This is a genomic window from Streptomyces sp. NPDC050988, from assembly GCF_044456225.1.
GTDB lineage: Bacteria > Actinomycetota > Actinomycetes > Streptomycetales > Streptomycetaceae > Streptomyces.
In genome coordinates this window covers 940,823-954,723 of sequence record NZ_JBITFQ010000001.1, presented here as the reverse complement: position 1 = coordinate 954,723, position 13,901 = coordinate 940,823, and the positions used below count along the sequence as shown (strand labels likewise).

The 13,901-nt window shown below is 68.8% G+C and carries 11 protein-coding genes; 4 read left to right on the top strand and 7 right to left on the bottom strand.

Annotated features, from left to right (window positions below; all coding sequences use genetic code 11):
- Nucleotides 1–34: 34 nt before the first annotated feature.
- The 5 genes from ACIBEI_RS04255 to ACIBEI_RS04235 form a co-directional block, all read right to left on the bottom strand.
- Nucleotides 35–1,105 carry an ATP-dependent DNA ligase gene (locus ACIBEI_RS04255; protein WP_398884833.1) on the bottom strand — a complete coding sequence of 357 codons (1,071 nt, stop codon included), beginning with the start codon at nt 1,103–1,105 and terminating at the stop codon, nt 35–37.
- A 75-nt stretch (nt 1,106–1,180) separates the two neighbouring features.
- Complete coding sequence (locus ACIBEI_RS04250; protein WP_398884831.1) at nt 1,181–2,308, bottom strand: 50S ribosomal protein L11 methyltransferase; 1,128 nt, start codon at nt 2,306–2,308, stop codon at nt 1,181–1,183.
- Nucleotides 2,305–3,189: a radical SAM protein gene (locus ACIBEI_RS04245; protein ID WP_398884829.1), complete on the bottom strand. Its 885-nt coding sequence runs from the start codon at nt 3,187–3,189 to the stop codon at nt 2,305–2,307. The genes ACIBEI_RS04250 and ACIBEI_RS04245 overlap by 4 nt, the downstream gene beginning before the upstream one ends.
- A 238-nt stretch (nt 3,190–3,427) precedes the next feature.
- Complete coding sequence (locus tag ACIBEI_RS04240) at nt 3,428–3,913, bottom strand: DUF6415 family natural product biosynthesis protein (RefSeq protein WP_398884827.1); 486 nt, start codon at nt 3,911–3,913, stop codon at nt 3,428–3,430.
- On the bottom strand, nt 3,910–4,113 hold the full coding sequence (locus ACIBEI_RS04235; protein WP_398884825.1) for a hypothetical protein: 204 nt from the start codon (nt 4,111–4,113) through the stop codon (nt 3,910–3,912). The genes ACIBEI_RS04240 and ACIBEI_RS04235 overlap by 4 nt, the downstream gene beginning before the upstream one ends.
- 300 nt (nt 4,114–4,413) lie before the next feature.
- Between ACIBEI_RS04235 and ACIBEI_RS04230 the strand changes: the two genes are divergently transcribed.
- The 3 genes from ACIBEI_RS04230 (at nt 4,414) to ligD (ending at nt 7,867) form a co-directional block, all read left to right on the top strand.
- Nucleotides 4,414–5,883, top strand: a complete 1,470-nt coding sequence (locus tag ACIBEI_RS04230) for a helix-turn-helix domain-containing protein (RefSeq protein WP_398884823.1) — start codon at nt 4,414–4,416, stop codon at nt 5,881–5,883.
- Between the two features lie 14 nt (nt 5,884–5,897).
- Nucleotides 5,898–6,521, top strand: coding sequence for a 2'-5' RNA ligase family protein (locus ACIBEI_RS04225; protein WP_398884822.1), 624 nt, complete (start codon nt 5,898–5,900; stop codon nt 6,519–6,521).
- Between the two features lie 317 nt (nt 6,522–6,838).
- Nucleotides 6,839–7,867 (top strand): non-homologous end-joining DNA ligase, encoded by a 1,029-nt coding sequence (ligD, locus tag ACIBEI_RS04220; protein WP_398884820.1) that lies wholly within the window; start codon nt 6,839–6,841, stop codon nt 7,865–7,867.
- Here ligD and ACIBEI_RS04215 read toward each other — a convergent pair.
- Nucleotides 7,854–10,070, bottom strand: a complete 2,217-nt coding sequence (locus tag ACIBEI_RS04215) for an OmpL47-type beta-barrel domain-containing protein (RefSeq protein WP_398884818.1) — start codon at nt 10,068–10,070, stop codon at nt 7,854–7,856. The genes ligD and ACIBEI_RS04215 overlap by 14 nt on opposite strands.
- A gap of 14 nt (nt 10,071–10,084) precedes the next feature.
- Nucleotides 10,085–12,514 carry a ThuA domain-containing protein gene (locus tag ACIBEI_RS04210; RefSeq protein WP_398885116.1) on the bottom strand — a complete coding sequence of 810 codons (2,430 nt, stop codon included), beginning with the start codon at nt 12,512–12,514 and terminating at the stop codon, nt 10,085–10,087.
- Nucleotides 12,515–12,839: 325 nt separating this feature from the next.
- On the opposite strand from ACIBEI_RS04210, the gene ACIBEI_RS04205 reads away from it, so the two are divergent.
- Nucleotides 12,840–13,808, top strand: a complete 969-nt coding sequence (locus ACIBEI_RS04205; protein WP_398885114.1) for a multicopper oxidase domain-containing protein — start codon at nt 12,840–12,842, stop codon at nt 13,806–13,808.
- Nucleotides 13,809–13,901: the final 93 nt, after the last annotated feature.

Sequence of the window (13,901 nt, the reverse complement as noted above, 5' to 3'; positions counted from 1 at the left end):
TGCGCCCCGCTCACCGCCGTCCGGCCGGCGCCGGTCAGTCCCGCGGCCCCAGGATGTCCGCCAGGTCGTAGCCGACGGGCTCCTCCAGCTGGGCGTAGGTGCAGCTCTCAGGCGTACGGTCCGGCCGCCAGCGGCGGAAACGGGCCGTGTGCCGGAAGCGCTCGCCGTTCTCCATGTGCTCGTACGCCACCTCGCACACCAGCTCCGGCCGCAGCGGCAGCCAGGAGAGGTCCTTCTGGCCCGTCCACCGGCTGGGCGCGCCCGGCATCCGCGCCGACTCGTGCGCCGCGTCCTCCGTCCAGGCCGCCCAGGGATGCCCGGCGGCCGACTCCATCCGCAGCGGCTCCAGCTCGGCGATCAGCTCCTCGCGCCTCTTCATCGTGAACGCCGCGCACACCCCCACGTGCTGCAACGCGCCCCCGGCGTCGTACAGCCCGAGCAACAGCGAACCGACGACCGGCCCGCTCTTGTGGAGCCGGTAGCCCGCGACGACGACATCCGCCGTGCGCTCGTGCTTGATCTTGAACATCAGGCGCTCGTCCTGCCCGTAGCGCAGCGCGAGCGGCTTGGCGACCACCCCGTCGAGGCCCGCGCCCTCGTACTGCTCGAACCACCGCCGCGCCACCTCGACGTCGGTGGTCGCCGGCGCCACATGGACGGGAGCCGTGGCGCCGGACAGCGCGGCCACCAGCAAGGCCCGCCGGTCGCTCAGCGGCACGTCCAGCAGCGACTCGTCGGCGAGCGCGAGCAGGTCGAACGCCACGAACGACGCCGGATTCCGCTCGGAGAGCGTCTTCACCCGGGAGGCCGCCGGATGGATGCGCTCGGTGAGCGCGTCGAAGTCGAGCCGCCCGTCGCGCGCGATCACGATCTCACCGTCGACCACACAACGCTCCGGCAGTCGCTCCCGCAGCGCCCCCACCAGTTCGGGAAAGTACCTGACCAGCGACTTCGTCGTGCGACTGCCGATCTCGACCTCGTCGCCGTCCCGGAAGACGATCGCCCGGAACCCGTCCCACTTCGCCTCGTAGTGCATGTCCGGCGGAATCCTCGCGACGGATTTGGCGAGCATGGGTTTTACGGGGGGCATCACCGGTAGATCCATGTTCCGACTCTATGAGCCGTGAATGGTGTCCGCCTGATGAGCGTTACGCGATGGATCACGCCAGGCGGGAAGCGGCTACAGCTCTGCCCGCCAGGCTCCACGTGCGAGCCTCGTCCTGCCGTCCGGCGTGATCAGGACATTGGCTCCACGCGCGGGCAGTTCGCCGTGCTGGAGCCAGTAGGCGCGGATCTCGTCGAGGGCGTCCCACAGGCGACGGCTCCCCGACTGGTGAACCGTGGGCGGGTCGGAGCCTCTTGCCGTGGCGCGGGCCCAGGAGCCGTCCGGGTGTGCGAGCCACGCCGTGCGGAGCCCGGCGTCTTCCGCGTAGCCGTACACGACGCCCGGCACTGTGATGTCGAGCATCGAGGCCAGGTCCCACGCCTGCTCGACGTCGACGACCGGATACGGGCCGGTGGTGACGTCCTCGCCGTCCTGCTCGCGTGCCGCGGCGAGGATCTCCCGAGGACCCGGCGGGTAGTCGGCGCCGTGCCGGGCGCGCATGAAGCCGGCGCGGTCCCATTCGACGCGGCCGACGGCGCTGCCGTCCTGCTGCTTCTCGGCAGTGACGATGAGCGATGTGCCGCCGATCGTCGTGACCAGTCGGCCACCGGGCCTGAGCGCGGCGAGCCAGCTGGCAGGCACGGGCCGGACGCCGACCGTGGCCACGATGCGGTCGTAGACGCCGGGCAGTTCGCCGGTGGCGTCCAGGGCGGCGAGGCTGGGGCGCAGTTCGATGTGCTCCAGACGCTCGCGAGCGGCGTCGACAAGGTACGGGTCCACGTCGATGCTGGTGACCTGGAGGTCACCGAGGCGGACGCAGACGAGGGCTGTTCCGTAGCCGGAGCCTGTGCCGACGTCGAGCAGTTCGTCGCCGTCGCCGAGGCGGGCGTGCTGGAACATGCGCACGACCAGGCTCGGCAACGTCGCCGACGACGTGGGCGGCCCCTCGGGGTGGTCGTCAGGCTTGGCCTCGTCGGCGTGCAGGGTTCCCGCCCGCGTGATGACCGAGCTGTCCTTGTACGAGGTGGCGAGCCACCTCTCTTGGTCGTCCGGTCCACTGCGGAGACTCCACCCGTCTGGGCCGCGCTGCCACCAGCGGGGTACGAACTGGTGGCGCGGGACGGCGGCGACTGGTGCGCGCCATCGTGAGCTTGCGTGCGTGACGCGGGCCGCCAGATCGGCGGCGTGCGGCTGCCAGTTCATGATGGGACACCGTACGCCGGTGCGCAGGCAGGGGTGTTCGCCGGATCGCAGTCGCTGGAGTCGTCCGGCGCACAGCCCTGGCCCGTACGTACCGGGACGGCCGTTCGCGCCTCCGCCCAGCGCGGTCCGGAGAGGATCTCTTCGAGGGTCAGGCCCTTGACGTTCCCGGTCGGCAGGAACCGGGAGAGGATGCAGCCGTACACGTCGCCGTCCGGCGAGATGGCGGCGCGTTGGTGGAAGCAGTGCCCGCACAGTTCGCTCACGCTCGGGATACTCACCGCCTGGTCCGCGGCGCGTCCGACCTTGCGCGCGCGGTCGATTTGGATCCGCGGAACACCCAGCTGCTGCAGCTCGGTCTCAGCCTCTTCGGTGCGCTGCCCTTCAAGGACGTGCACGATCCCGGCACGCAACGGGATCCTTCGTCGCAAAGCCTCGACGATGTTCGCTCGGGTGCGGGCGTAACTGCCCTGCACTCCCGTGATCTCGTCGTGCTGCGCGGGATCGTCGCTGTAGTAGCTGGTGGCCAGGCGTACGCCGTCCTGCTCCAGCGTCTCCCACAGCGTGCCGCGGATGTGCGCGAGGTTCGAGTACACCTCGACTGCAAGGCCGTGTCGGCGGGAGTACTCAATCAGCTCGACGAGCCTCGGATACAGCGTGGGCTCACCGCCGATGAACTGGATGCCTGGGATCCCAAGGCCTGCGATGGCGCGGATCACCTTCAGCCAGTCGTCGTGCGTCATGGTGCCGGTGCTGGCCTTCGGACCGGAGAGCGTGCAGCAGTGCGTGCACTGGAGCTGGCAGCGGGCTGTGAGCTCGCATTCGACGGAGAGAATGCCGACCGAGGGCGACGTACGCGCTTTGGCAAGGGTGGGAATGCTCATGGCTGTCCCTTCGACGGAGGGTGATCGTGGTGCCGCACGGGAAGTCGACCTGCTTGGGGCGCCCGGAGCGGCGGGCTAGGACCCGCCCCGCCGGAGTCCTTCCGGGATCACCGACGGGGCAGGCGGTTCCTCCTCACCTCAGTCCTTCCGGGGCCTGCGGTGAGGCGGGGTCTGCGTGCGGCCCTGACCCGGATGCGCCGCCATGGGGCCCCTCAATACCGGGGCACGGTGCCGTGCGTCAGTCGGGGAGCGGGGGCATACAGCGTGCGTGCGCGTCGCTCGGCGGGGCTGAGCTGGGCATATGGAACATGTCGTACGGCGCGGACTTCTGATCGGCCGTGATGGGCTTGTCGCAAACGGCACACATCCGCAGCCCAGTGAGGGTGCCGTAGTGGTCGCACAGGGAGAGGACTGAGCGGGCGAGACGCCGGACTCGCCGAACTTCGCCGGCGAGACCGACCGCCTCGATCTCCTCCAGACGCCGCAGGGCTTCGCTCATACCGGCCATCGCGACCTTCGCCTGAACGTCGTCCTCGGCCTTCCCGGCGATCGCAGCGTCGACCTCCCGCAGGAGCCACGCCAGGTTCACGCGGTATCGGTGCTCGGCCGACTGCAGATCCTCGTACCGGATCAGCGGAGCTGCCTCGTCGAGCAGCACGGCGGCGTCCTGCCGCATCGCCGCGACATCGAGCTGAGCGTCGATTTCACGCTGGGTCGCGCTCACAGCGCGAGCCCCTGCCCCCGGTGGCGCGGGCAGTCGCACAGCGGGAAGATGCCCATCGTCGGCAGCGGCTCCTGGCCGCCCATGACGCTGAGCGTGCCGCGGTCCTCGGTGATCTGGCCGGCGCGGCTCACGGCGTAGACCCTGATCGTCATCTTGGCCCCGGGGTTACGTTCCCCGTTCGGGGCTGTCGCTTTCGCCATGGCGGCGCTCCTACTCAGCGTTGGTCACTCCCGGGGCCGTGTCAGGCGGTCGCCGGGTCCGCCGGGACCGTTGCCCGGTGTGGCCGTTGTTCGTGCTCCTACGCTTCCAAGAACGGCACGTTGCGTCACGGGCAGGAGTGACCAACTTTTCTGGACAGCGGGCACGGCGTTCACCAGGAGCAACGCCCTTTCTTGGGCAGCGCGTTGGACCCACGGCTCTGCGATCTCGGGGCAGCCGTAATCCTCTTGGGTGATGGCGCGGCTACGGTAAGTCGACAGCATCGCGCAGGGAGCCCGCCCATGACCCCTCGTTCCAAGCCCGGTTCCAAGGCTGACCGGGACGCCCTCCGCAACGACATGACCGCCGCCGGATGCACGATCACGGACATCGCTGTCGAGATGCGCACCCGCTACGGGATGCGTCCCCGGGAGGCATGGCGGCACGCCCGCGGGTGGACGCTCCAGGAAGCGGCGGACCGCATCACCCAGGTCAGTAGCCAGCACCGCGGCGAAGCCGTGGCCGCTGATGCTTCCCTCCTCGCCAAGTGGGAAAAGTGGCCCGGCCCTTCCGCGCGTCGGCCTACGCCCTCCGTCCTCCTCGCCATGGCGGACGCCTTCACATGCCGTGTGGGGGAGCTGCTTGATCTGGACGATCGGCGGGCCCTGCCGGATGCGGACCTGCGTCTGCTGAGCGGCGCTGCGTCATCCCCCGAGCCTCCACCTGTCAAGCGGCCCGCCGCCACGGCGGTGCCGGAGCCGACCGGCAGCGAACTGGTCCGCCTCGCCGCAGACGAATCCGCAACCTGGGCGCATTGGGCCGAGGTGTCCAACGTCGGTGTCATCGCGCTGGAACAGCTCATGGCCGACACCCGCGCGCTGGCCTGCGACTACCTCACCGCCGACCCGCTGCCTCTCTTCGTCCGCACTCGCCAACTGCGCGACCGCGTCTTCGGCCTCCTCGAAGGGCACCAACACCCGCGGCAAACTACTGACCTGTACGTCGTGGCCTGTTATTTGTGCGGGCTGCTGACGTGGATGTCCTCAGACCTCGGCCAACTGCGGGACGCGGACACGCAGGGCCGCACGGCATGGCTGTGCGCGGAACTCGCCGGACACAACGACCTGCGTGCCTGGGTGTTGTCCACCCGTTCCAAGGTCGCGTTCTGGGACGGGCGTCTGCGGGACGCCGTCAACTATGCCCGGCGGGGCGCCGCGTACCGCCCGACGGGAACCGTCGGGGTATTGCTGGCCTGCCAGGAAGCCGATGCATGGTCCCAACTCGGCGCGGAGACCGAAGCGTTGGGAGCCCTCGCCCGCGCCCAGGATGCCCGCGACACCATGACTGGCGAGGACGAGGTCGGAGGCATCTTTGCCTGCCGGCCCGCACGGCAGGAGAACTACGTAGCAGCGGTCCAGCTGAGGATCGGCCGTCCGGCAGACGCCCTCCGCGCGGCGGACATCGCCCTCAGCCTGCTGAAGACGCAGCCTGTACGGGCGTACGGCACCGAGGCGCAGATCCACATCAGCAAGGCAGCGGCGCACCTCGCCACAGGCGAGGCCGAGGGCGCATTCGAAGCCCTCGCGCCGGTGCTTGCACTTCCGCCGGATCACCGCATGGAACCAGTCACCCGGCGCCTGGGTGAACTCCCCGTCGACTGCAACCGTGACTCCGGAACGAGGAGAGTCGGGCTGCACGCAGCCATCGAAGAGTTTCGACTGCACTCCGCACCACGACGCCTTGCACTCTCGCCAGGAGAAGACCCCGCCTGATTTGATCTCGGGCTATGACCTCTCAACCCGACACCATGCGCAACCACTGGTGGTGGCGGCCCGGTTGGAGCGTGGGCCGTCGCTTCTACACCTGGCATCTGACGTTCGAGGGCCAGGACGACGTGCACCGGCTCGCCGCCGAGTACCGGTCCGCGCTCGCCCCTCTCGGAGACGCCCTGACCCCGATCCCCGATCAGTGGCTGCACCTGACCATGCAAGGCATCGGCTTCGTCGGGGAGGCCAAGGAAACAGACGTACTCGCGATCACCGACGCCGCCCGCGCACGCCTCGCCGCAGTCCCGGCCTTCGACCTCCAGCTCGGGCCGGCGGTCCTCGACCCTGAAGCCGTGCTGCTGCACGTCGAACCGGACGGGCCCGTCCGCGCTGTGCGGGGCGCGATCAGGGAGGCAATCGCCGACGTCCTTGGCGAGGCCCCGGAGAAGGCAGAAGGCTTCACCCCGCATGTCTCTGTCGCCTACAGCGCCGGGGACGGGCCGGCCGAGCCCATCGCCCAGGCCCTGAGCGAGCTCGCCCCGACCCCGGCTGCGGCTCGTATCTCTACGGCGGAACTCATCGTGATCCACCGCGACAACCAGATGTACGAGTGGGAGTCCTTCGCCAAGATCCCACTCGGTTAGCTGCCACACCCTCGACTGATCGCCGCGACAACACCGATGCCGACCACGACTGCGCAGGGCACCCCGGCCCACAGTGCTGGCGCGAGCGTGCCCACGGGGGGCGTGACGACTAGGGCTGCCGCCACGAGCACCATCAAGGCCGCCAGGTTGACCGCGATCGGCCAGCGGGCGGAGGGTCGGCATAGCCTCTGACCAGGCAGTAGGCGCATGGTCGCAGAATCATGTTCCGATTCTGCACGGGTCGGAGGTGACTCGCCCGGCGTGGTGACATGCGCCCTGATATGCGAGGTGCGCGCCATGCGCCTACCGTGGCTGGCATGGGAGACGCGGTGGAGCTGGAGGCGGCGGGGCGGAAGGTGCGGCTGTCCAGTCCGGACAAGGTCTTCTTTCCGGAGCGTGGGTTCACCAAGCGGGACCTCGCCGAGTACTACATCGCCGTCGGCCCCGGCATCCTGCGCGCGCTGCGGAACCGGCCCACGACCCTGGAGCGGTACCCGGACGGCGTGACCGGTGAGTCGTTCTTCCAGAAGCGGGCGCCGAAGAACATGCCCGACTGGATCCCCACCGCGCACATCACCTTCCCCAGTGGCCGCAGCGCCGACGAGATGTGCCCCACCGAGGTCGCCGCCGTCGTGTGGGCCGCCCAGTTCGGCACGCTCACCTTCCATCCGTGGCCGGTACGCCGCGACGATGTCGACCGGCCGGACGAACTGCGCATCGACCTCGACCCGCAACCGGGCACTGACTACGGTGACGCGGTCCGCGCCGCCCACGAACTGCGCGAGGTGCTCCACGAGTACGGGGATCTGCGCGGCTTTCCCAAGACATCCGGAGGGCGTGGTCTGCACGTCTTCGTGCCGATCGAGCCGCGCTGGACCTTCACCCAAGTCCGCCGGGCTGCGATCGCCGTCGGACGTGAGCTGGAACGCCGGATGCCGGAGCAGGTGACCACGGCCTGGTGGAAGGAGGAGCGGGGCGAGAAGATCTTCGTCGACTACAACCAGACGGCGCGTGACCGCACCATCGCCTCCGCCTACTCCGTACGCCCCCGCCCGCACGCCCCGGTGTCGGCACCCCTCACCTGGGACGAGGTCCCCGACGCCGTACCCCGTGACTTCGACCTCGCGACCATGCCCGCGCGCTTCGCCGAACTCGGCGATGTGCACGCGGACATGGACGAGCACGCCTACTCCCTCGAAGCCCTGCTCGAACTCGCCAGCCGTGACGAACACGACCACGGCCTGGGCGATCTGCCGTACCCGCCCGAGTACCCGAAGATGCCGGGTGAGCCCAAGCGGGTACAGCCGAGCAGGGCCAGGAAGGAGAACGGCCCTACAGCTCCTTGATCCTGATGTCGCGGTACGAGACGACATCCGTCGTGCCGTGCACCTGCAGTCCGAGATAGCCGGAGGCGAACCGTCGCCCGTCCGTGCCCGGGTCGTCCGAGCGCGGCGGGGTGAAGTCCTGGCCACCGGTGTTGTCGAACTCGTTGATCAGCGCACCGTTGCGGTAGATCGAGTAGTGCTGGTCCACCACACGGATCTCGTAGTCGTTCCAGGTGCCCTTCTGGGTGACACCGGCTCCGGCCAGACCCACGCGGTCGAAGCCGTAGACCGAACCGGTCTTGTACATGTCGCCAGTTGGGCTGTCGAACACCTGGACCTCGTGCCCGTACTTGATGGCGACCCACTCCGGCCGTGACTCCTCCGGATGACCGTGGACCCCCGGGAACCGCACGAACACACCGGAGTTGGCGTTGCCCGTGCCCGGCGCGTCGTCACGCCACTGGAGCTTCAGCGAGAAGTCCCCGTACTTGCGCTCGGGGAACCACAGCATGCCGAGCCCGGCCTTCGTCGTGCCGGAGGTGATGGTCCCGTCGGCGTTCAGGCCGAACGAACCGCCGCCCACGTGCTGCCACTTGGCGAACGACGCCGGAGTTCCGTCGAGGATTGTCCGGTAGCCCTCGGTCTGGCCGGGCTTACCGATGCCCGACTGCTTGGCCGCCTTGTTGATCAGGTTGTACTCGCGCTGGACGACGACACCTTCCTTGAGGAGGGCGTCGAGGACGGTCGTCACGTGCTTGAGGAACAGCGCGTGGGAGGTCCACTCCTTCTCGTCCTCGATCAACTCGTTGATGCGGCACCGGCTGTTGGTGATCCGGTTCGGCACGCCCGAGTCGATCGTGCCGACGATGACCGTCAACCGCTCGTCGTACTCGGCACAGTTGGGCGCCGGCACACCGCCGCCCGGGGCGACCGTGAAGCTCACGGACCGGGCGTCGGACGTGTTGCCCGCCTTGTCACGAGCGCGGTACGCCACCGTGTGCGCGCCCACGCGGTCGACCACCACGGGCGCGGTGTAGGCGAGATACGGACCGCCGTCGAGCGAGTACTCGATCGCCTCGACACCCGAGCCGTGCGCGTCCGTCGCGGTCACCGTCACCTTGGCGTTGTTGATGTACGCACCGGACGAGTTCTTCGTGCCGTCGACGCTCACGCCGGTCACCGGGGGAGTCTTGTCCTCCTCGGGCGGCGCCACGACGGTGAACGAGACCGACTTCTCGGCCGCCGCGTTGCCCGCCTTGTCCGTGGCCCGGAAGCGCACCTTGTGGGTGCCCACCTCGTGGACCATGACCGGGGCGGTGTACGGCTGCCAGGCACCCGCGTCACCGATCGCGTACTCGATGGTGTTGACGCCGGAACCCGTGTCGGAGGCCGTCACCGTGACGGTCGCCATGGAGAGGTACTCCCCTTGCGGGTTCTGCTCACCGGTCACGGAGGCCGATGTCTCCGGGGGAGTGGTGTCGTCCGTCGGCTTGGCCACCACCGTGAACGACTCCGCCTTCTCGGCGGCCATGTTCCCGGCCTTGTCGAGCGCCCGGTAGCGGACCTTGTGGGCGCCGACCTGATCGACCACGACCGGTGTGGTGTACGGCTGCCAGGCACCCGCGTCACCGATCGCGTACTCGATCCGTTCCACGCCCGAACCGGCGTCCGTCGCGCTGAGCGTCACGGTCGCCGAACCGACGTACGCGCCGTCCGCGTTCTGCGTACCGCTCACGTCCGCCGCGGTCTCCGGTGCCGTGGTGTCCTCGCCGGTGCCCTCGGTGACCACGAGGATGCCCTGCATCTGGCCGTGGCCGGGGATGGTGCAGAAGTAGCGGTACCGGCCGGGAGTGAGTGTCACCTCGGCCGTGTACTTGCCGCCCTGGTCGTCGTTCGGGCTGGCCAGGATGTTCAGCGGTACGTCGTTCTGGTACTCCGGGTCGGACACGTCGAACGTCAACGTGTGCGGCATTCCGGTGGTGTTGCCGGTCGCCTTGCTGTTCTCGAAGACGATCGTCGTGGGGCCCGCGACCGCCGTGGTGGGCGCGGACGTGTACTTGGTGATGTCGTCGCCGGCCGTCCATGTGAGTGTCTGCGCGGCGGCTGCCGCGCCGGCCGGGGCGCCGTCGGTCTGGCCGGACGCCGAGGTGGACGCTAGCCCGAGCACCATCAGCAGCGACGCCACAAGTGCCGTCCACAGCCGTCCAGTTCTTCGCCTTCGCATGTCCGTCACGCTTGTCACTGCGCCTCCCTGGCCAGCTGATCGGCGGCAGGCGTGGGGCCACCGCCCTTGTACGTCACCTGCCACAGCGCGGACTTGGAGTCCGACGTGAAGAAGCCGCGCCCGTAGTCGAGGACGTACAGCGTGCCGTCGGGGCCGAACTTCCAGTCCATGAGGTTCTTGATGCCGTCGTTGCCGATGGGAATGATCTTCTTCAGCGACTCGGCGTGCACCGGAATGCCGCCCTGCCCGGCCGTCTTGGGGTCGAGGAGCACGGCGTGCCGCGGCTGGTCGGCGTCGTAGAAGTCGCCGACGAACCACTTGCCGTCCCAGTACGAGGGCCACTTGGCGTCGCTCGCGGTCGTGGCGTCGTACCGGTAGACCGGCCCGTCCATGGCCGCCTGGCCGCCGCCCTTCAGCCACGGCAGCAGGAACTTCTGGTCCTCCGCCTTGTACGACGGGATGCCGTTGGCGTCACGCGGGAAGTCCGGTCCGCCGCCCTGGGGCGAGTACCAGATGGTGTTGGAGGTGACCGGCGGCAGGTTGACGAGGCCGTCGTTGTTGGGCGACTCGTTCTTCGGCGCGTCGCAGTTGTACCAGCCGAGCGGCTGGTTGGGATCGGGCAGGTTGCGGTCCCGGTAGGGCTGCTTGTTGCCCATGCAGTACGGCCAGCCGTGGTTGCCCGGCTTGGTGATCGCGGCGAACGTGTCGTACTTCGCCGGCCCCCAGGTCGTCGACGGCGCCCCGGCGTCCGGGCCGACCCAGCCCGCGTACAGGGTGTCCGTCTTCTTGTCGATGGAGATGCGCGCGGGGTTCCTGACACCCATCACATAGATCTCGCCGCGCGTCTTCCCGCCGCCCTCGGCGGTCTCCTTGCCCGTGAAGAGGTTCCCCTCGGGCAGCGTGTACGTGCCGTCCTGCTCCGGGTGGATGCGCAGGATCTTGCCGTTGAGGTTGTTGGTGTTGCCCGCGGTGCGGCGCGCGTCCGCGAAGGAGACGCCCTTGTAGTTCGGCTGCGGGTTGTTGCCCGAGTAACCGCCGCTGAAGCCACTGGAGTTGTTGTCGCCGGTCGCGATGTAGAGGTTGCCCTTCGAGTCCCACGCCATGCCGCCGCCCGAGTGGCAGCAGCTGTGGATCTGGACGGGCCACTTCAGCAGGACCTTCTCGCTGCTCATGTCCAGCTTGCTTGTGGTCGAGTTGAGCGTGAAGCGGGAGACGTAGCGCTCGGCCATCCGGGTGTCGCGGTTGATCCGGGAGTGGGGCGTGTAGTGCAGATACACCCAGCCGTTCTCCTCGAACCGCGGGTCCAACTCGATGCCCAGCAGGCCCTCTTCGACCTTGATGAGCTCGTCGCCGCCGCCCTTGTTGCCGAAGACGGTGAGCGCGCCCGCCAGCGAGACCTTCTTGGTCTTCGGGTCGTAGACGTGGATCTCGCCCTTGCCCTTGCCGATGTCCGGGTTGTTCCAGTCCGTGACGACGGGCTGCGAGGAGTCGGCGCCGCCCCGGCCGATGTAGAACACACGGCCGTCGGGCGCGGTGACCAGGCCGTGCGGCTCGCCGATCTGGTCGTTCTGCCCCGGCTGGTTGGGCTGGGTCAGGCGCTCCGCCTTGTAGTTGGCGTTGATCGTGGCCTTGCAGTCGGCCTGCGCGATACGGGTCGTCCAGTTCAGGGCGCCGCGCAGATGGGCGCGGAAGTCCGTCTCGTCGTACGAGGAGACCGTGCCGCCCATGCCGGTGTAGAAGGAGCGGCCGCCGTCGTAGTCGCGGCACCAGGACACCGGGTGGTCCGCGCCGTTCTTGCTGTCGCCCGGCTGGTACGTCGACTCGCGGACGCGGGCCACGGTGTGCACGTCGCCGGACGGGTTCTTGACCCAGTTCAGCCACTGGTCGGGGCGCTTCCACTGGAGCGGGAGGTCCTTGGTGGCCGGGTGCTGACGGTCACCGACCTCAACGGTTGCGCGCTGTACGGCGGTTGGGCTGCCGGCCGCCGGACGGGCGCCGACGAGTCCCGAGAACCAGTCCGAGTAGGGCTCGGCGCGGGCCGCGTCATGGATGCCGAGGAAACCGCCGCCCGCCTCCATGTACGCCTCCAGGCCGGACTCCTGCTCCGGTTCGAGGATGTCACCGCCGCCGGTCAGGAAGACGACGGCGTTGAAGCGGCTGAGCTTCGTGTCGTTGGTGAAGACCGAGGCGTCGTCCGTGGCCGTCACGCTGAACCGTTGTGCCGCCGGCCCCGTCAGGCCGATGTCCTCGATCGCCTCGATCCCGGCGTTGACGACGGGCGACTCCTCGCCGTTCGCCGCGGATCCGTGGAAGATCAGCACACGTACGTTGGCGCCGCCGGGCGGCGACTTGATCGACATCGTTGTCAGCGCCGGGTCGGGCGCCTGGCGCGCGCTCGCGGCCGGCCCCGAGAGGACACCCGCGGTGACGACTCCGGCGGCCAGCGCGGCCGCCCAGCCCCTGTGTCTGGCTCTGCGTCTGGTGATGCTCAACCCTCGTACGGTCAAGGGCTTTTGATGCGGAGTGCGCCGCATGTGGTCACCCATCCCTCGTCGGTCACAGCAACAGCGCCATGGAAGCTAGACCTTTTCGTGGAACTCGCCAATAGGTATGACCGGGATCGCACGAACTTTGTCCTGGGTGTGGATAAACGGGCGCGATGCCACTACCGTCTCCCGGGTTCGTCTCTGTCACTCGGTCCTTCAATTCCGTCAATTCCGTTGATTCCGCACCCAGTTGGGGGAGTTCGGCATGGGCACCACGGACGACATGGACAGACGCGGCCTCAGCCGGCGGATGGTGCTGGGCGGGGCCGCGGTGGCCACGGTCGCGACATCGTTGTCGCTCGTGGCGGCGCAGGACGCCACCTCCGCGGACAGTCCGGTCCGGACCGCGCCCGCGGGCGGCGAGGTGAAGCACCTCAAGCTCTACATCGAGAAGCTCGCCGACGGATCGATGGGCTACGGCTTCGAGAAGGGCAAGGCCTCGATCCCCGGCCCGCTGATCGAACTCAACGAGGGCGACACCGCCCACATCGAGGTCGAGAACACGATGGACGTGGCGGCGAGTCTGCACGTCCACGGCCTGGACTACGAGATCTCCAGCGACGGCACGAAGCTGAGCAGGTCCCAGGTGGAACCGGGCGACACCCGTACGTACACCTGGCGCACCCACGCCCCCGGCCGCCGCAAGGACGGCACCTGGCGGGCGGGCAGCGCGGGCTACTGGCACTACCACGACCATGTCGTCGGCACCGAACACGGCACGGGTGGCCTCCGCAAGGGCCTCTACGGTCCTGTGATCGTCCGCCGCAAGGGCGACATCCTCCCCGACAAGACGCACACGATCGTCTTCAACGACATGACGATCAACAACAAGCCCGGCCATCAGAGCCCCAACTTCGAGGCCACGGTGGGCGATCGCGTCGAGTTCGTGATGATCACGCACGGCGAGTACTACCACACGTTCCATGTGCACGGTCACCGCTGGGCGGACAACCGCACCGGCCTGCTGGCCGGCCCCGACGACCCGAGCCAGGTCATCGACAACAAGATCGTGGGACCCGCCGACTCGTTCGGCTTCCAGGTGATCGCCGGGGAGGGCGTCGGCGCCGGGGCATGGATGTACCACTGCCACGTCCAGAGCCACTCGGACATGGGAATGGCGGGCCTGTTCCTGGTGAAGAAGACGGACGGGACGATCCCGGGATACGAGCCACACGAGCCGCACGAGCACTGACAGCTCCGCTTGAGGGGCTGGTTGGTGTCTGCGGGTTCGATGTGGCTGGTCGCGCAGTTCCCCGCGCCCCTTTGCGGCGTGGGTTAGGCGGTT

What these genes read in the sequence shown, in the direction of transcription:
- ACIBEI_RS04245 (WP_398884829.1), bottom strand. Translation starts at nt 3,189, where the DNA reads ATGAGCATTCCCACCCTTGCCAAAGCGCGTACGTCGCCCTCGGTCGGC.
- ACIBEI_RS04250 (WP_398884831.1), bottom strand. Translation starts at nt 2,308, where the DNA reads ATGAACTGGCAGCCGCACGCCGCCGATCTGGCGGCCCGCGTCACGCAC.
- ACIBEI_RS04235 (WP_398884825.1), bottom strand. Translation starts at nt 4,113, where the DNA reads ATGGCGAAAGCGACAGCCCCGAACGGGGAACGTAACCCCGGGGCCAAG.
- ligD (WP_398884820.1), top strand. Translation starts at nt 6,839, where the DNA reads ATGGGAGACGCGGTGGAGCTGGAGGCGGCGGGGCGGAAGGTGCGGCTG.
- ACIBEI_RS04255 (WP_398884833.1), bottom strand. Translation starts at nt 1,105, where the DNA reads ATGGATCTACCGGTGATGCCCCCCGTAAAACCCATGCTCGCCAAATCC.
- ACIBEI_RS04230 (WP_398884823.1), top strand. Translation starts at nt 4,414, where the DNA reads ATGACCCCTCGTTCCAAGCCCGGTTCCAAGGCTGACCGGGACGCCCTC.
- ACIBEI_RS04215 (WP_398884818.1), bottom strand. Translation starts at nt 10,070, where the DNA reads ATGCGAAGGCGAAGAACTGGACGGCTGTGGACGGCACTTGTGGCGTCG.
- ACIBEI_RS04205 (WP_398885114.1), top strand. Translation starts at nt 12,840, where the DNA reads ATGGACAGACGCGGCCTCAGCCGGCGGATGGTGCTGGGCGGGGCCGCG.
- ACIBEI_RS04225 (WP_398884822.1), top strand. Translation starts at nt 5,898, where the DNA reads ATGACCTCTCAACCCGACACCATGCGCAACCACTGGTGGTGGCGGCCC.